This is a genomic window from Rhizobium tropici CIAT 899 (assembly GCF_000330885.1).
In the GTDB taxonomy this organism is placed as follows: Bacteria; Pseudomonadota; Alphaproteobacteria; order Rhizobiales; family Rhizobiaceae; genus Rhizobium; species Rhizobium tropici.
This window is the reverse complement of record NC_020059.1, coordinates 2,010,336-2,028,271: the sequence shown is the minus strand read 5'-3', so window position 1 is coordinate 2,028,271 and position 17,936 is coordinate 2,010,336. Positions and strand designations below refer to the sequence as shown.

Below are 17,936 nucleotides of genomic sequence, written 5' to 3'. Positions count from 1 at the left end.
GCGCGCGGGTGACCAATCCCGCGCGCTTTTTCATCTCGAAGGAATTCCATCATGGCCTGGCAACCGGCATCCGATCGCTATTCAAAAATGAAATACAACAGGACCGGCCGTTCCGGTCTGAAGCTGCCGGCGGTCTCGCTGGGGCTCTGGCACAATTTCGGCGGCGACACGCCGCATGACCGCAAGGTCGACATGTGCCGCACGGCCTTCGATCTCGGCATCACCCATTTCGACCTCGCCAACAACTATGGACCGCCTCCCGGCAGCGCCGAGACCGCGTTCGGCGAGATCCTGCGCACCGATTTTGCCGGCTTGCGCGACGAGCTCATCATCTCCTCCAAGGCCGGCTACGATATGTGGCCGGGTCCCTATGGCGAATGGGGCAGCCGCAAATATCTGATCGCCTCCTGCGATCAGAGCCTGAAGCGCATGGGCCTCGACTATGTCGATATCTTCTATTCTCACCGCTTCGATCCGGATACGCCGCTCGAGGAGACCTGTGGCGCGCTCGATCATATCGTCCGCTCGGGCAGGGCGCTTTATGTCGGCATTTCCTCCTACAACTCGCAGCGCACGCGCGAGGCTGCCGCTATCCTCAAGGACCTCGGCACGCCTTGCCTGATCCATCAGCCGAGCTATTCCATGCTCAACCGCTGGGTCGAGGATGACGGTCTGGTCGATACGCTGGAAGACCTCGGCATCGGATCAATCGTCTTCTCGCCGCTCGCTCAGGGCATGCTCTCGACCAAGTATCTCGGCGGTATTCCGGAAGACAGCCGCGCGGCGCAGAACCACTTCCTGAAGCGCGACTTCATCCGCCCGTCGATCATCGACAACATCAGAAAGCTGAACGAGATCGCTGAAAAGCGCGGCCAGACGCTGGCGCAAATGGCGATCGCCTGGGTTCTGCGCGGCGGCCGCATCACGTCGGCTCTGATCGGCGCCAGCCGTTCGTCGCAGATCGTCGATTGCGTCAAGGCGCTTGATAATCTCGACTTCACGGCCGAGGAGCTGAAGCAGATCGATGTCTATGCCAAGGAGGCTGATATCAATCTCTGGGCCAAGTCGGCTGAACGCGACTGATCATCATAAGACGCCCGGGACCTGGTTCCGGGCGTCTCATTTGTATGACCACACATCGCCTGATGTCGTGGTCTCTGGAGGAGAGAGTTTCATGATCCGCAATCCGATCCTGCCGGGCTTCAATCCCGATCCATCCATCTGCCGCGTGGGCGAGGACTACTATATCGCCACCTCGACATTCGAATGGTATCCGGGCGTGCAGATCCATCATTCGCGTGATCTGGTGAACTGGACGCTCGTGAGGCGACCGCTGGAGCGAGCTTCGCAGCTCGACATGCGCGGCGAGCCCGACAGCTGTGGCATCTGGGCGCCTTGCCTCTCCTATGCGGATGGGCTGTTCTGGCTCGTCTATACCGACGTCAAGCGCTATGATGGCAACTTCAAGGACGCTCATAACTACATCGTGACCTCGCCAACCATCGAAGGCGAATGGTCCGAGCCCGCCTATGTCAATTCCTCCGGTTTCGATCCATCCCTGTTCCACGACGATGACGGCCGCAAGTGGTTCGTCAACATGCAATGGAATCATCGCACCGAGAGCTATGGCGGCTCGCCGAAGACGCCGGCTTTCGACGGTATCTTGCTGCAGGAATGGGATCCGGCGACGAAATCGTTGAAGGGGCCGATCAGGAACATCTTTGCCGGCACCGAACTGGGGCTGGTCGAAGGGCCGCACCTCTTCAAGCGGAACGGTTGGTACTATCTGACTACGGCTGAAGGCGGCACCGGCTACGATCATGCCGTGACCATGGCCCGATCCCGCGACATTGCCGGGCCATACGAACTACATCCGAACAAGCATCTGATCACCTCGAAGGATCACCCGGAGGCGGCGCTGCAACGTGCCGGCCATGGCCAGTATGTCGAGACCCATGACGGGCAGTTCTACCATACGCATCTTTGCGGGCGGCCTTTGCCTCCGCATCGTCGCTGTACGCTCGGTCGGGAAACGGCTCTGCAGAAATGTGTTTGGAAAGAGGATGGCTGGCTCTATCTCGAAAACGGTACCAGTGTTCCCGATGTCAATGTCGTCGGCTTGAACGGTGCCGTGCCGGTGGATAAGCCGCGTCGCAGCGGCTATAATTTCGATGAGCGCACTCTTCCGATGGATTTTCAGTGGCTGCGCACGCCGCAACCGGAACGCATCTTCAGCGTGACGCAGCGGCCCGGCCATTTGCGGCTTATCGCCCGCGAGAGCATCGGTTCCTGGTTCGAGCAATCGCTTGTCGCCCGCCGTCAGGAACATCACAGTTTCCGCGCTGAAACGGTCGTCGATTTCGAGCCCGACACCTATCAGCAGGTTGCGGGCCTGACGCACTACTACAATCGCTTCAAGCTGCATGCCATTGCCGTGACCCTGCACGAGAAGCTCGGCCGCTGCGTCACCATCATGACCTGCCCGGGCGATTATCCGAATGGCCGCTTGAGCTTTCCGATCGAGGGCGGTGTCGCCGTGCCGGATGGGCGCATACAGCTTGCCATGGAAGTGCGGAACAACGATCTGCAGTTCTTCTGGCAAGCTGAAGGCATGGGCGCATGGCAGGCGATCGGGCCAGTACTCGATGCCGGCGTCATCTCGGATGAGGGTGGGCGCGGCGAGCACGGCTCATTCACCGGTGCCTTCGTGGGCATGTTTGCCTTCGACCTCTCAGGCCGGGCAAATGCAGCGGATTTCGACTGGTTCAACTACGATGAATTGTGAGGGGTGATGACTTCCGGCAGCGCGCTGTAAAGCCTGCCGCTGTTCTCACTCTATTACGGAATTGTAATTCGACTGTCAGATGCGTTTCATGTCTGTCACGGTAAGTTCGCGTGCAGATTCTGAAATGAGGAAACAACCAATGAGAAAAATCTTCGCTGCACTTCTTGCAGCGTCAGTCCTCGGGATGCCGCTGGCTGCGACAGCGCAGGTCAAGCCGGCTCCTGCCGGCAAGCAGGCCGTTGTTCAGAAAGAGGTGGTGAGGAAGAAGGTCGTTATCCGCAAGGGCGGATGGGTCAAGGGGCGCCGCCTGTCGGCCTCCGACCGCCGCCGCGCCACGGAAATCGACTATCGCGCCTTCCAGCTGTCCACGCCCCCGCGCGGCTATCACTGGGTTCGCCTCAAGAACAATTTCCTCCTCGTCGGCATTACCAGCGGTTTGATTTCGAAGGTACATGAAGCCAGGTAGGCCGGATGGAGCTATCACCAAGCAAATCAAGGGCGGCCGAGAGCCGCCCTTTTCGTGCCCAAAACTTATGGAGCAGCTTGAATCAAAAATCCCCGGCATCTCTGCCGGGGATCGAGCGTTCGTCTCTTATCTATCAATCTCAGTTCAGGCGGCCGGCTGCGTGGGCCAGCATCGTGTAGACCTTGCCGGTATCGGACGTGAGATAGGATTGCGTGACGGTGCGATCGCGATCGGTACGCGCGACATCGGCGAGCAGTTTTTCGAAATCGGCGATGTAGCGATCGACTGCGGTGCGGAATTCCGGCTCACGGTCGTACTTGCGCTTGATCTCGTCGAAGGTCTGCTGACCCTTGAGCGTATAGAGCCGGCGGGTGAACACGTCGCGTTCGCCGCGCTGGTAACGGCGCCAGAGATCGACCGAGGCGTCATGATCGATGGCGCGAGCGATATCGACCGAAAGCGAGTTCAGCGATTCCACGACATGGCGCGGGTTGCGTGCAGCGGGAGCAGGAGCCTGTTCCGGAGGCGCTTTCGCCGCCGGTTGGCGGGCCGGCTGCAGACCGGCATTCTCATCGCGCGACGCGCCTCGCAGCAGATCGCTGATCCAGCCGCCACCGGCCGCTTCCTGGCGAGCAGGGGCTGCTGTTTCCGCCGGACGTTGCGGCTGTGCTGCCGGTCGCTCGGCAGGGAGTGATCCACGCAAGCCAAGGGACTCGATCGAAGGCTGCTGCGGCTGCGGTGCAGGGCGCTGTACGGGCTGCTGGGCGACCGGGGGCTGTTGCGCCGGTTGCTGCGGAGCAGGTTGTTGAGGCCGCGGGGCTACAGCTGCCGGGGCAGATGCGGCGGGCTGAGGCCGTGGAGCAGGCTGTGCTTCGGCCAGCGCGCGAGCGGTCGGCTCGGAAATCTCCAGTTGCTGCGTCGAGCGGCCGACGATCTGCGAGATGTCCTGCAGGGCCTTGATCTGTTCGGCAACGGCGCGACGCATAGCTGCAGCGCTCTCCTTTGCTTCTTCCGGAAGATCGAAGGCACCGCGCTTCAGTTCGTTGCGGGTGAGGTCAAGCTCGCGGCGGATATCGCCGGCCGAGCGGCGGATTTCGTCCGTCGCACCGGCGAAGCGGCCGATCGCGTCATCGACCGCGACGCGCAGGGTCTCCCGCAGCTGTTGGGCAGCCGTATCCGAGGTCTTGCCGGCGTCGGCGAGCATCTGCTCAACCTCGGACAGCGAGGCCGTGAGGCCACCGCGCAGGCGATTGGTGAGATCGCCGGAGCGGCGCTCGGCGTTGGCGAATGTGTTCTCGACAGCCTGGTTGGCTTCTTCGCCGGCCTTCTGCAATGCGGTGCGCATGTTTTCCGCCGCATCTTCGGCGCGCTTCTCGGCGTCGGAGAGAACACGGCCAATATCGCCGAAGGAAGATTGCACGCTCTGGCGGAGATTGCCGGTCACCTGGTTCGACCGCTGTTCCGCCCGATCGAAGGCCGTTTCTACCATCGAGCCGAGGGCGCGCATGGTGTTCTCGATCTCTTCTGAGCGCTGAACGAGGCCGACGGCCAGGTTCTGCAGTGCCGTCTCGCGCTCTTCCAGCGTCGATACGAGGTTCGACTGGGCGGCGCCCAGAAGCTGGGATGCTTGCGTCAGCACCTTGGAGTGATCGTCGAAACGACCGACGATGCTGCCGACCTGCGACAAGGTCTGGCCGGTGATCTCAGACAGCTTGTCGACCTTGCCTTCGAGAAGACGGCTGGAGGCCGAGACCATCTCGCCGGCCTTCGCGGCGGATTCAGCGAAGCGTGACGAGGTTGCCATGAGACGGTCATCGACGTTTGCGAATTCGCTTGCGGCATTGGACAGCAGTCCGGCGATCGCCGAGTTGTTGTCCGCCAGGCGGGCGATGATGCCATTGACGCTCGCAAGCAGGTTGTTTTCGAGTGTGCTGACCGTGTTGACCGCGTGCTCAGTGCGAGACGAGATCGCATTGATGAGCGCGGCATTTTCAGCGCGCAGGCGTTCCGTGCTTTCCTGAGCTGCCGCCGTGATAAGAGCGGCCGCCTCCTGACCCGTTGCCGCGTAGCGATCGACGATCGGGCGAGCCTTTTCGTCGATGAGGCGCGAGAGTTCGGTAGAGCGCCCAGCCAGCATCGAATTCAGCTCGCGCGTGCGTTCGTCGAGCGAGGTGCGGATGGAGGAGCCACGGGCTTCCAGGGCCTTGTCGACATCGGCAAGCGTGGTGTCGATTTCGCGGGCGCGTTCCTCCAGAGAGCTGCGGATCGCCGTGCTGCGCTCGTCGAGCGCACGCTCGACTTGCGCCATGGTGGAGGCGATTTGCTCGCTGCCGCCGGTAAGCGTGTTGCGGATGGCCGCGCCGCGGGCCTCCAGCGACTGTTCGGCCGAAGAGAGCGCCTGCGAGATCGTATTGACCTGGTTGCTGACGAGGCCTTCGGCTTCGGCAACCTTGTTGACGATCGCGTTGCCTGCTTCCGAGAAGGTCTGGGCGACGGCCGCAGCCTGGCTTGCCAGCCGGTTCTGCGTTTCCGAGACGCGGTTGACGAGCTCGTCGGAGCGCTCGCTCATGGCACGCGTAAAGGCATCGCTATGGCTGCCGAGGTTCTCGGCGAATTGCCGGCCGGTATTGGCGAGCAATTCGGCCGTGCGGGTTGCTTCCGTGTCCATGCCCTGCGCGGCGTCGGCAACGGCCGTGCGCAGCGTCGTTGCAAGATTGGCAGCCTTGCCTTCGATCGTGCGGTTGACCGCTTCGAGGCCGAGATTGAGCGCGCGATCCATGGTCGAAAGGCGCTCTTCGATGCGAGCAGCTGCCTGGCTGCCGCTGTCGTCGATCTTTGCCGCGCCACTCGCCAGTGTATCGGAGAGGCGGTTGCCGGCGGCATCGACCTGGGCGGAAACGCCGGTGACGCCTTCGTTGATGCGATTTTCGAGCGCCGACAGGCTAGCTTCGACCCGCGAGCCGGTCTCGGCAAAGCGGTTCGTCATGCCGTCGATCGACTGGTTGAGGTTGGACGAGAAGGTTTCGGCCGAGCGTGCGATGTCGCCGGCGGCCTGCTGGATACGGCCGGCAATGTCGCCCGCACCGCTGTTCAGGCGCTCTTCCAGTGTCCTCGCGCTGGCGTCGATGGTCTGGCGCAGCGAAGCCTCACGGTCCTCGAGTGACATTTCCAGCATGCTGGCGCTGGTGGCAATCGAGGTGCCGATGGCGGTCGTCTGTTCCATCAGCGTGTTGTCGATCTGCTCATGCGCGTCGCGCAGGGCAAGGTTGATCGCATTGCTGCGGTCTTCCAGCGTGGAACGCATACGCTCATAGGCCGAGGCGAGGTTCTGATCCATCTGCGACAGACCGGCACCGAGCGTGTTCTCCAGCTGGCGGGTCGTCGTTCCGAGAACGGTCTCGACGCGATCGCTGTTGGCGCCGAGCATTTCGGAGAGAGTGTCCGTATGGGCGGTGAGCGAGCGGTCGAGGCGTTCCTGGTTTTCGCTATAGGCAGCACGGATGGCTTCCGCCTTGTCGCCAAAGGCTCCGGCAACGCGGGCCTCTGCACCGGAGACGCTGTCGAGAAGTGCGTTGGCGCGTTCCTCCAGGGCGCTTTCGAAGCGGTTCTGGTTTTCTGCAAGCGAGATTGCGAAGGCCATGCTCTTGTCGTCGAGCGTGTTGGTCAGCGCCTCGTGACCGCTGGTGACGGTATGGGCAATGGCCTTGGCGCTGTGGGAAAGAGTGTCTTCCAGCTTCGCATGGCCCTCCGAAAGGGCGATGGCAAGCGCCATCGTCCTGTCGTCCAGGCTGTTGACGATCTTGTCGTGGGTGCCGGCGACAGTATCGGAGAGGGCGTCGAGACGGCTGGATACCGCATCCTCGAGGCGTGACTGGGTGTCTGAGAGCGAAATGGCGAGAGCCATCGCCTTGTCGTCCAGTGCATCGGCCAGCGCATTGTGGTTGCTGGTGAATGCATTCGTGATCGCCTCGGCGCGATTGGCAAGCGTCGCTTCGAGACGTGACTGGCCGGAGGTCAGCGCATCGGAAAGCGCCCGTGTCTTGCCGTCGAGCGTGTCGGCAACGCGATCGGCATGGCCGGAGACGGTATCTTCGAGGCGGGCCTGGGCTTCCGACAATGCGATGGCGAGCGCCATAGCTCTGTCGTCCAGTGCTTCGGCCAAGGCATTATGATTGCCTGCAAATGCCTTGATGATGGCCTCGGCGCGGTTCGCGAGAGTTTCTTCAAGACGAGTCTGTCCGGAGGTCAGCGCGGCGGCGAGGGCGCTGGCCTTGCCTTCGAACGTGTCAGCGACACGGTCTGCGTGACCGGAGACGGTTTCCTCCAGCCGAGCCTGGTTCTCGGAAAGTGCGATGGCGAGCGCCATCGTCCTGTCGTCGAGGGCATTGGTGACGCTTTCGGCGTGACCCGAGACCGTGCTTTCGAGACGAGCCTGCCCCTCGGCCAGCGCGCGCGCAAGTTCCGTCGTCTTGGCGTCCAGCGTGCCGGCAACGTGTTCCGCATGGCCGGAAACCGTGTCTTCCAGGCGGGATTGGCTTTCGGAAAGCGCGATAGCAAGTGCCATCGTCTTGTCGTCGAGCGTGTCAGCCAGCTTGCTGTGGGTATCGGCCAAGACGCCAGTGATCGCGTCGGTACGGCTCGCAAGCGTGTTTTCGAGGCGCAGCTGGCTTTCGGCCAGCGAAATGGTCAGCATCGAGGTACGCTCATCCAGGGCGGCGGTCAGATGTTCGTGAGAGCCGCTGACGGCGCTGGCAATTGCTTCCGAACGCTCGGCAAGCGTCTGCTCGAAACGGGACTGGTTATCGGCCAGCGCGCCGAACAAGGCGTTGCTACGGGCCGCCATGACGGCATCGACCCGTTCATGGGCAGAGCTCAAAGCCTGCGTGATCTCGTTGGTGCGAGCAGAGAGGGTGTTGTTGATGTCGTTGGCACGGCCGGTGAAGGCCGAGGTGAGTTCTTCCGTGCCGCTTTGCAGCGCGGCGGAGACATCGCGCGTGATACCCTGCACGGCGGATGTGAAGGCACCGGCATGCGAGGCGAGCGTGGTGTTGAGTTCGCTCGTGCCCGAGGTCAGGGCGGAAGAAATGCCTGTCGTGGCGTTCTGCAGCGCCGAGGTGATCTCGTTCGCCTTGGAGCCGATCGCGCTTTCCAATACTTCCTGGCCCGTTGCCAGCGTCGTTGCGAGAGCGAAGGACTGGTCGGTAAGATGCGAACCCAGGCGCTCGATGCTGGAGGTCAGGATGCCCTCCAGCGCGTCCGAATTGCTGCCGAGCGACTGATTGATGCGGGTAAGGCTTTCCGAGAGCTTGGTGTCCAGGGAGCCGGCGCGCTTGTCGAAGGCGGAGGTGAACTCCGACACGCGGTCATCGAAGGTCGTCGAAAGCTGCGCGATCGTCGACTGGAAGCGTTCTTCGAAGAAGCCAGAGCGCAGGTCGAGATCCATGATGGTGTCATCGGCTGTCGACTGCAGGCTTTGACGGAAGCTCGCGCCTTTTTCGTCGAGTGCCGTGTTGAGGCGGGACAGAACATTGTCCAGCGTGCTCGTGATGGACCGCTCGCCGCCGCTGAGGCTTTCGCTGATCTCCTTCGTGCGGGCAACCAGCGTTTCATTGAGCTGGCGTGCACGTTCGTTCAATGCGGAATTCAGTTTTTCGGTGTTTGCATCGAGCGTCGAGGCGCGCGTTTCGAACTGGCCAAGCAGGTCCTTGCCGCGGTCGGCAAGAGTCGACGACAGAGATTCCAGGCGGGTATCGAATTCATGGCTGAGCGCGAGGCCCGAGGCGTTGAGGTTCTGCAGCAGGCTGTCGGTCTTGGCGGAAAGCAGGGTGCCGAGGGCCTGGACCGCGGAATCCGACTTCTCCATCAGGGCGGCTGCTCGCGTATCGATCATCGATGCGAAAGCTTCGCCAGAGGTAGAGAGGCGCACGGCGATTTCTTCGGTCGCCAGCGACAGGTCTTCCTTGATCTGATCGTGCACGCCTGAGATCGAGGAGCGGATACGCTCGGCGTGATTGACGATGGCGTCACGTTCTGCGCCGAGTTCGTGGACCAAGCCGCGGACGCGCAATTCGTTGTCTGCGTAGCTGCGCTCCAGTGCATTGACCTCGGAATGGACGAGGGTTTCGAGTTCCGTCGCGCGTGCAATGGTGCGCTCGATGCCTTCGTTCATCGCCGAGACTTCACGGCGAACGGCCTGACCGACCGTCATGATGCGCTCGGAAGCGATGGTTTCCGGCTCGACGAGACGTAGCGCGACCTCTGCCATGGAGCGCGCTGCATTGCGCATGTCGTGCGCACGCGAGATCATCGTGCCGAAAGCATAGAAGAGCAGCACCGGAACGATAATGCCGACGATGCAGGCGATGACGCCCGGAAGGGCGGCAAGATCCGCGATGGAATGAATGTTCCGGATCTGGGTGCCATAGAGCATGAACGCGAGGCCTGCGCCGCCGATGATCCAGAGCAGCGAGAAGATCGTGGCGTTTCGCACCGCACGGCTCTGCGAGGCTCCGTCGAGCGCTCTCAATATGCTTGCGGAACTTGCCCTGTTGCCGTCATTGGCGGCAGCGAGGTTCGGATTCTTCGGCGCCTCGGCAGGGCGGGGCGAAGTGGCAGGGGCTGCGGTGCTGCGCGCTCCGCCGTTCTTGCGGGCGGCATCATCCCTGGTCTGCTTTATCGGCTGTTTCGGCGGCTCAGACACATTTTGCTCCGGGATATCGGGCGTAGTTCCGCTGCGAGACTCCAAGCTCTCGTCACTGAAATCGATCTGCAAAGCTTCGTCCAATGCCTGAAAGGCCTTGTCCTCGACCGACTCGATGTACTTTTTGTTCGCCATGCGGTTACGCCTCGTTACAACTCACTCGGGCTTGCCGTGCCTTTTCCGGTAATTCCGCCGCGTCCGGAAAAGACGAACCTTGCCTCCCGTAGGTCTTCCGCCTTCGATCAACACCGAGCTTGGATTTCCCATTACATTCAGAGTGGATAACTGGTTTTTCAAACGGATGTTATGAAAACATTACCATCATCCACTTCCGGGGCAAAGGCATGTGCCATCCACCCAATTTACCAGTATCGTAGTGACACATTCCCCCAGTCATGACAATTAATTCCACCTTAAAGCCAGTGGATCATTAAGGGGCCATTAACCCTGTTTGGCTGTTCAATGCGATGAAAACCCAAGATTTTGAGCATGTTTAACGCACGTTAACCATGTCCCGAGTTTTCAGCCCTCAATGTGCCAAAATTTAACTCGATGGCCATGTCCGGGCCGCAACTATGCGGCAGGTCTATAAAACAGTCATAGATAAATGACGGGAGCATTGGCACATGGCAGCTTTGAACATCGCATTTGAATCTCCTGATAATTCGCGGGGCGCGGCTCCGTCGCGGGAGCGGGCGATCGATCTTGTCCATCTCGGAAAGCAGACGATGGGTGACAAGGCACTGGAAGTCGAGGTGCTGCAGATGTTCGCAAGGCAGGCTCGTTCCTGCCTGCAGGAGATTGGCAGCGGCGATTTGAAACGCATGGAAGCTGCATCGCATAAGCTGAAGGGGGCTGCCAGCTCCATTGGCGCCTTTCGCGTGGCGGATGCTGCCGGAGCGCTCGAAAGCAACGTCGGTGACGCCGCTCGTATGGCGGTGGTTACAGCCAGCGTTATCGAGGCCGAGAACTTCATTTTGAAGCTCTCGCGCTAGGCCGAACGTTCGAACGGCAAATCTCATGCATTTTTGCGCCGCCAGACGGGATAATCCGTTTCGGCGGCGCAAATGTTGACTGCTCCAGCGAATTGTTGGAAGTAAAATTCCGATCGTCCTTCATTCAAGCAATTCGGAATTCACCCACATGACCAAATTGACCATCGTCGCCTTCGACGGCACGCGCTTTGACCTCAATGTCGACGAGGGCTCCACCGTGATGGAAAATGCAGTGCGCAACTCCGTTCCGGGTATTGAAGCGGAATGCGGCGGCGCCTGTGCCTGTGCCACCTGTCATGTCTATGTCGATGAGGAATGGACCGAAAAGGTCGGCGGCCCGGAAGCCATGGAAGAAGACATGCTCGATTTTGCATTCGACGTCCGCCCGAACTCGCGGCTTTCGTGTCAGATCAAGATGAAGAGCGCGCTTGACGGGCTTGTGGTGCATGTGCCGGAGCGCCAGGCCTGAGGCAGCGCTCCAACGCGCCTTGCGCGATTCCTCGGCCAGATCTCCTGTAGACGCTCATCACGCAAAAAGATGCCCCGCTCAGCTGGTTCAGCGAGCGAGGCAAGGCGGGCGCATCACCACAGGCAAGGGAGGAAACACCTGCGGCTTCAGGACGCGCCAGGAGAACACTTAGCGCATGCTTTGAAAAACAAACCCCGACTGCGCCGAAGAGCGAATAGACCCGCCGACGCAGGCACTCGAAATCGATCCTTATGAGGCAATCGCCCGGCCTTTTTCGAATCAACCAGTGCGTTTGTCTCTGTAATTGATAGGAAAAACCTATTTCAGATTTTCGTAAAGTTCAAAGAGCAGCGAGATCGCACGATTCACAGGATATAGTGACCTATTTCCCACAGCCGTCGTCACTCGATCGCTTTTTGCGCTGAGAGCAGCTCTTCGGACTACTGCGAATTGCCTTGTCGGCTGCGATAGTAGAGCAGCCTCTGCATGCGGCTCGAAAAATTGAGCGCTTCTATGCGGTCGAAGCGCGCCTGATCGGCGTCGTGCCGTTCGGTTTCGCGCGATGTCACCGCGTTTGCCCGTTCCTGCAGCGTATCGCAATTGCTGGCGGATGGCAGAGCCAGGATCTGCTTTTCCATTTGCCGCGCATGCTGGCGGGCGATTTCGACATGCCGATCTTCGTGGCGCCGAATATCGCCGGCCAAGGTATCCCAGATCACGGAAAGCTGCTTGCTGGCGCCCCGCCGGTCTCGCCAGCGCGGCAGGATGATTTCCGTATTGACCGTTACCTTGACGCTGGAGATATGGCAGCGGCCGTTTGATTCGCTGTAGGTCGCACTACCACCGAAGCGGATCTTCGTTGCGCCGGGATGGTGGCTGCTTGAGCCTATCGCCAATGGCCCGCGCTGATTCAAGGCTGCATCGAGCTCGTCGGCGGTGCTTCCCTTGATGTCGAAATAGGAAATTGACTTGCGGGCGATAACTTCCGCACCGGCCACACCGGGTATGCAGACCGCGAGCAGCAATGCACACGAAAGACTGAACTTATGGGACGCAAGCGGCATTCGTGTCGCTACCATGTTGAACTTCTGTAAACCTTGCGGCATAGCCACTGTGAGCGCAATATCAAGCGCAAGGTTTTTTCTTTTTCAATGGGATGGACAGTTCGTGACGGAGCTTCACAGCCAAAGCTGGCATGTCGCGCATGGCCGCAGCATCGATGTCGGCGGGCAGAGCGTCATCATGGCTATCGTCAATGTAACGCCGGATTCCTTTTCCGACGGCGGTCATTATGAGGCCGTCGATGCGGCCGTTGCCCATGCGCTTGATTGCGTCGAGGAGGGGGCCGCCATCATCGATATCGGTGGCGAATCGACCAAGCCAGGTGCTGTCGCCGTCAATGCTACCGAGGAGCAGGGACGGGTACTGCCTGTTATCGAAGCCCTGCGCGGGAGGACCGATGCCCTGATTTCGGTCGATACCTATCGCGCCGATACGGCGCGGCTGGCGATCGGAGCGGGTGCCCATATCGTCAATGATGTCTTCGGCCTGCAGCGCGAGCCTGACATCGCCGCTGTGGCTGCACAAACGGGCGCCGGTCTCTGCATCATGCACACGGGCCGCAACCGGCAGAAGCTGCCTGATGTCATCGATGACCAGCTTTTCTTTCTCAATCGCTCGCTGGAGATCGCAGCCGCCGCAGGCGTGGACAGGCGGACGATCGTGCTCGATCCTGGTTTCGGTTTCGCCAAGGAAAATGCCGAGGAAAATCTGGAGCTCATGGCGCGTTTCAACGCTCTGCTGCGCTTCGACCTGCCGCTATTGGTCGGCACTTCGCGAAAGCGGTTCGTCGGCACGATAACGGGTCGCGAAGCCGCTGATCGCGATGTCGGCACCGCTGCAACCAGCGCGATCCTGCGATTGCAGGGAGCTGCGATATTCCGCGTACACAATGTCGCAATCAATAGGGACGCGTTGGCCATTGCGGATGCTATTCTCGCGACGCGGGCGAGACTTAAAATATGATGCTCGGATCCAGGGAGCGGCTTTCGGACGCGATCGCGCCTGTTCGAAACGGAGATACGCCATGAACGCTGTTACATACACCATTACTTTGCAGAATTGCGCCTTCTTTGCCCGGCACGGCGTCCATGACGAGGAGGAATTCCTCGGCCAGCGCTTCTTCGTCGATGCCGAACTCGATGTCGAAGCCGGCGATGCGCTGGAGCGCGATTCGATCGACGACACCGTCAATTACGGCGTCGCCTTCAGCGTCATCGAGGAAATCGTGACAGGTCGCCGGCGTTATCTGATCGAGGCGCTGGCGCTCGATGTGGCGAAGGAGCTATGCCGTCGTTTTCCGAGTATCCGCCGGGCCAAAATCACGGTACGCAAGCCCAATGCCCCGGTTCCGGGCGTTCTCGATTATGTACAGGTGAGCATTGAGCATTTTGCCTGAGGGTGCAGCCGTGCGGACGACGCTCGGTTTGGGCGGCAATCTGGATAACCCGGTCCACGCCATGGCGCTCGCCCTGCGTACGTTGGACGCGCGTGCCGATTGCCGGGTGGTTTCGGTGTCGCGGCTTTACCGCACGCCGCCCTGGGGCAAGACGGACCAATCTTTTTTCTACAATTCCTGTGCTGCCGTCGATACGACACTTTCGCCGGAAGCCCTGCTTGACGTCTGCCTCGACATAGAGCGGCAGATGAAGCGGGTGCGGATCGAGCGCTGGGGGCCACGCACGATCGATATCGACGTGCTGACCTATGGAGGTTTGGAAAAGGCCGAGCCGTTGCTCACCATTCCACATCCGCGAATGGTCGAGCGTGGTTTCGTGCTGATGCCGCTTGCTGATTTTGCCGCCGATCTCACGGTGAAGGGCCGCACGATCACCGACTGGCTGCAGGATGTTGATATCGAAGGTATCGAGGTTGCGGACGAAAGCCGTGATTGGTGGCGGACAGCCTGAACTAGGCCCCATGATATATAAAGACAAAGGCCGGCAAATTGCCGGCCTTTGTCTTTATGAATTCTCGTTCAATGCTATTGGATCGACCCGACCGCCATCTGGTCGACGTCGGCGCGCTTCAGCGTGACGCCGATAACCGGGACCATCTGATCGCCGACCTTCACCGAGATTGTGACATTCATCGACTTGTTGTCCGCAACGCGGGCGATCATAGCGCCGTTGAGCTTCTGGCGGATCAATCCGAGAACGACGGTGTTATCGTTGACCGCGCCTGAGGTCACGTCGAGACCCTTGCCGGCTGCGCCATCCAGGAACTTTCCACTGTAGGAACTGCCATTCTGTGTGATCTCGGCCGACATCGGTTGCTGGAATACGCCGACGCGGCAGGTGCCGTCGAGCTTGACGCCGGCGCTGCCGCCGTCGGATGGCTTGCCCGTGAGATTGCAGGTGAACTTGGTGCCCTTGTACTTGCCGGCGACGATTTCGCCGGGGCCGCTCCAGGTACCGGAGATTGACTGGAAGAAGGCCTTGTCGCGGGGCGCCGCGTCGGCCGACTGCACCCAGGCGCCGGTGGAGATGGCTGCGGCTGCAAGGCTGCTTACAAGAAGAAATCGACGCGAAAACATGGACATTCCCTAGCGAGGCGGAACCGTGAAACTGATTGTCACTTTTGCCGCAGAATGGTTAATGCTTGGTTTCCTGAATGCCAAAGCGCCTGATTTTCAGGTCCTCATGCAGGATTGCGGCCGCCTACGCTCGGCGTGAGGTCGCTGGCAAAATCGGCAATGCCGGGACGCTTGAGCGCCTTGAAGGGGAGCGGCCGGCAGAGGTCCATGGCGGCGATGCCGATTCTTGCGGTCATCATGCCGTTGACGACGCCTTCGCCAAGACGCGCCGACAGTTTCGACGCCAGGCCGTGGCCGATCAGTTGCTGGACGATACTGTCGCCGACTGCGATGGAGCCGGTGACGGCCAGGTGGGCGATCACATCGCGCATTAGCCTGACCATGCCGAGCGTTCCGGGTCTGCCGCCATAAAGCTCGGCCATGGCGCGGACGAGTCTCGCCGCTTCGTAGAGAACGTAGAGAATATCGACGAGGGCACGGGGACTGACGGCAGTTACCACCGATACCCGTTTCGAGGCACCGAGAATCAGCGCGCGGGCGCGGCGGTCGAGCGGGCCGAGCAGTTCGCGTTCGGCGAGGTCGATTAGTTGCGGTGCATCGATGATATCGTCTTCTGCCGCCTTCAGGGTCGCGCGGCCTCTTGCCGTGTCCGGATTGGCTTCCAAAATGGCGCAGAGTCGCTTTACCAATGCCTTGGCGCGCGCCGGCCGGATTTCGACGGCGGCGGCGTCCGCCTCTGCCTTGATGGCCTGCACAGCGGCGAGCCGCATCATTCCGGCCGTCTCGCGAATGACGATGCCAAGCACGGCCAGAATGCCGACGGCAACGACCGCAAGGGCGGTATAGCCAAGCCAATCGGCCCGGCTGAACAGGTCGCGGATGAGCTGATCCGTCCAGAGGCCGAAAGCGAGCGATACCAGAATGCCGAGCGCGCTGAGTGCTACCTTGCCGAAGGAGAATCCCTTGCGGCGCGGCTTGGCGATGGCGGCCGCATCCGAATCGGCGCCGAGGGCGGGGTTGATGAACGGATCGTCCGTGTCGGGCGTCAGCACGATATCGGTATCGAAGCTCTGCGGCTTGCGAACCGCCGGCGCAGTTGCCTCTTTTTGGGAGGTTTCCGGTTCCACCGCGAAGGCGCCGGGACGACGATTACCGTTCGGCTCGTTTTCGGTCGATTTCGTCATGCGAGACGGTCTCCGAACAGGAACTGCATGGCGCGGTCGAGGCGGATATGCGGCACCGAAAGCTTGATGCCTTCCCCGGTTTTTTCCAGCTCCGGCGGGCGGAACCGCACGACATTCACTTCCGGCAGATGGACGTTTGCCCCATTGGATTCAAGGGCTTCGAACAACCAGCGGGGATTTTCCGGGAGATCACCTGGAAAGACCGCCGTCTTGCGATTGCCGTCGAAGGTCTCGCCGGCGATGGTTTCCCCGTCCATCGGCGTGCCGACGATGACGGGAAGCGTCTGGCCGTCGCGGGTCACGGTTGCCTCGCGGGTTGCGCGCACCGAAGCGATGGCCATCACATCGATGCCGGCTCCGGCCATGCCGATGCGCTCAATGGCGCGGTCGACGAGGCGGCGCGTCAACGCTTCCAACCGATCATGACTTTCATGATGGAGATGGTCGGCCTTGGTTGCGGCGACCAGCACGCGATCGATGCGCCGGCCGAGCAACGAGGAGAGGAGGGAGTTGGTGCCCGGGCGGAAGCAGGCCAGCACATCCGTCAGCGCTCGTTCGAGATCCTGCACCGCTTCCGGGCCACGATTGATGGCCTGCAGGGCATCGACCAGAACGATTTGGCGGTCAAGCCGGGCGAAATGTTCGCGGAAGAAGGGTTTGACGACAACGGCCTTGTAGGACTCGTAGCGCCTCTCCATCATCGCCCATAGCGACCCTTTCGGCGCATTGCCCTCGGAAGGCAACTTCAGTGGCGCGAAGGTGAGGGCAGGCGAACCGTCGAGATCGCCTGGCAGAAGGAAGCGGCCGGGGGGCAATGTGGAAAGCGAACGTTCGTCGGATTTGCAGGCTTTCAGGTAGTCGGCGAAAGCCGTGGCCAGATCGCGCGCCTTCATTTCGTCGGCGGGTTCGACGATATCTGCCGCTTCCGTCATGCCAAGCCAATGACCTGACAATTCGGCACGAATGCCGGTCTCCGCCAGCGCCAGCGTCTCCTCGCTGAAGGTACGGAAATCCTTGGCGAGCAATGGCAGGTCCAGCAGCCATTCACCCGGATAATCGACGATATCGATCGAGAGGCGGCCGGGCGAGAACAGGCGGTTCCAGCCGCTGGCGCTTTGGTAATCCAGCGTGAGGCGCAGCTCGGAAATCGCCCTTGTCGAATCCGGCCAGACGCGGTCTTTCACGAGCGCGCGGATATGATCCTCATACTGAAAGCGCGGCACGGCGTCATCGGGCTGCGGTTCGAGACGAACGGCGGAGACACGGCCGGATTGCACCGGCTCGAACAACGGCAGGCGTCCGCCATTCAGCAGATTATGTACCAGCGAGGAGATGAAGACGGTCTTGCCTGAACGGGAGAGGCCCGTGACGCCCAGACGAATTGTCGGATTGACGAGGCCGGCGGCTCGATCGGCCAGATTATCGAAGGCGATGAGGGCGTCGTCGGTAAAAGAGGTCAGGCTTGGGGGCAAGGCGGGATCCCTGGATGACAGCGTGACCGTGAATATAGGGATGGAAACTTGCGCCGAAAAGATGAGCGGATATGTGTCTGCAATCAGCGGAGCGGATGTTTTTCCGGCATTCGGTAGCAAAAACCATCAGACTTGATTGAGCTTGTCCGGTAGCTTCCGACTCCATTTCTGGAGCGGAACGCTTGGAGACCAGTTTAAGATTGCGGCGTTGCGGGTAGGTGCTGTTATATGAGCCTTTACATGGCCACGTCTATGCTATGGAATGGTGGG

At 60.8% G+C, this 17,936-nt stretch carries 13 protein-coding genes; 8 read left to right on the top strand and 5 right to left on the bottom strand.

All coding sequences use genetic code 11. The features are described from left to right. The first annotated feature begins 51 nt into the window (after window positions 1-51). From mgrA to RTCIAT899_RS09925, 3 genes are all read left to right on the top strand, one after another. On the top strand, window positions 52-1,083 hold the full coding sequence (mgrA, locus tag RTCIAT899_RS09935) for an L-glyceraldehyde 3-phosphate reductase (protein WP_015340091.1): 1,032 nt from the start codon (window positions 52-54) through the stop codon (window positions 1,081-1,083). Between the two features lie 91 nt (window positions 1,084-1,174). Then, window positions 1,175-2,785 (top strand): glycoside hydrolase family 43 protein, encoded by a 1,611-nt coding sequence (locus RTCIAT899_RS09930; RefSeq protein ID WP_015340090.1) that lies wholly within the window; start codon window positions 1,175-1,177, stop codon window positions 2,783-2,785. A 139-nt stretch (window positions 2,786-2,924) separates the two neighbouring features. After that, a complete protein-coding gene (locus tag RTCIAT899_RS09925; protein WP_015340089.1) occupies window positions 2,925-3,251 on the top strand; it encodes an RcnB family protein in 327 nt (108 codons plus the stop codon). A 139-nt stretch (window positions 3,252-3,390) separates the two neighbouring features. Here RTCIAT899_RS09925 and RTCIAT899_RS09920 read toward each other — a convergent pair whose 3' ends face one another. Beyond that, window positions 3,391-10,086 carry an apolipoprotein A-IV repeat region-like domain-containing protein gene (locus RTCIAT899_RS09920; RefSeq protein WP_015340088.1) on the bottom strand — a complete coding sequence of 2,232 codons (6,696 nt, stop codon included), beginning with the start codon at window positions 10,084-10,086 and terminating at the stop codon, window positions 3,391-3,393. A 491-nt stretch (window positions 10,087-10,577) separates the two neighbouring features. Between RTCIAT899_RS09920 and RTCIAT899_RS09915 the strand changes: the two genes are divergently transcribed. After that, on the top strand, window positions 10,578-10,946 hold the full coding sequence (locus RTCIAT899_RS09915; RefSeq protein ID WP_015340087.1) for an Hpt domain-containing protein: 369 nt from the start codon (window positions 10,578-10,580) through the stop codon (window positions 10,944-10,946). Window positions 10,947-11,094: 148 nt separating this feature from the next. Then, the gene (locus tag RTCIAT899_RS09910; RefSeq protein WP_015340086.1) at window positions 11,095-11,415 is read left to right on the top strand and encodes a 2Fe-2S iron-sulfur cluster-binding protein; all 321 of its coding nucleotides are present in this window, start codon (window positions 11,095-11,097) and stop codon (window positions 11,413-11,415) included. A 440-nt stretch (window positions 11,416-11,855) separates the two neighbouring features. Here RTCIAT899_RS09910 and RTCIAT899_RS09905 read toward each other — a convergent pair whose 3' ends face one another. Beyond that, window positions 11,856-12,479: a DUF922 domain-containing Zn-dependent protease gene (locus RTCIAT899_RS09905; protein ID WP_041677467.1), complete on the bottom strand. Its 624-nt coding sequence runs from the start codon at window positions 12,477-12,479 to the stop codon at window positions 11,856-11,858. Between the two features lie 103 nt (window positions 12,480-12,582). On the opposite strand from RTCIAT899_RS09905, the gene folP reads away from it, so the two are divergent. The 3 genes from folP (at window position 12,583) to folK (ending at window position 14,384) form a co-directional block, all read left to right on the top strand. Continuing rightward, complete coding sequence (gene folP, locus RTCIAT899_RS09900; protein ID WP_015340084.1) at window positions 12,583-13,440, top strand: dihydropteroate synthase; 858 nt, start codon at window positions 12,583-12,585, stop codon at window positions 13,438-13,440. Window positions 13,441-13,501: 61 nt separating this feature from the next. Beyond that, window positions 13,502-13,873, top strand: a complete 372-nt coding sequence (gene folB, locus RTCIAT899_RS09895; protein WP_015340083.1) for a dihydroneopterin aldolase — start codon at window positions 13,502-13,504, stop codon at window positions 13,871-13,873. Next, entirely contained in the window at window positions 13,866-14,384 is a 519-nt protein-coding gene (folK, locus tag RTCIAT899_RS09890) for a 2-amino-4-hydroxy-6-hydroxymethyldihydropteridine diphosphokinase (protein WP_041677465.1), read from the top strand. The genes folB and folK overlap by 8 nt, the downstream gene beginning before the upstream one ends. A 74-nt stretch (window positions 14,385-14,458) precedes the next feature. Here folK and RTCIAT899_RS09885 read toward each other — a convergent pair whose 3' ends face one another. The 3 genes from RTCIAT899_RS09885 to RTCIAT899_RS09875 all read right to left on the bottom strand — a co-directional run bounded on the left by RTCIAT899_RS09885 (window position 14,459) and on the right by RTCIAT899_RS09875 (window position 17,666). Then, a complete protein-coding gene (locus tag RTCIAT899_RS09885; RefSeq protein WP_015340081.1) occupies window positions 14,459-15,010 on the bottom strand; it encodes a hypothetical protein in 552 nt (183 codons plus the stop codon). 104 nt (window positions 15,011-15,114) lie between these two features. Continuing rightward, window positions 15,115-16,194: a YcjF family protein gene (locus RTCIAT899_RS09880; protein ID WP_015340080.1), complete on the bottom strand. Its 1,080-nt coding sequence runs from the start codon at window positions 16,192-16,194 to the stop codon at window positions 15,115-15,117. Next, window positions 16,191-17,666 carry a YcjX family GTP-binding protein gene (locus RTCIAT899_RS09875; protein WP_015340079.1) on the bottom strand — a complete coding sequence of 492 codons (1,476 nt, stop codon included), beginning with the start codon at window positions 17,664-17,666 and terminating at the stop codon, window positions 16,191-16,193. The genes RTCIAT899_RS09880 and RTCIAT899_RS09875 overlap by 4 nt, the downstream gene beginning before the upstream one ends. Between the last annotated feature and the right edge of the window lie 270 nt (window positions 17,667-17,936).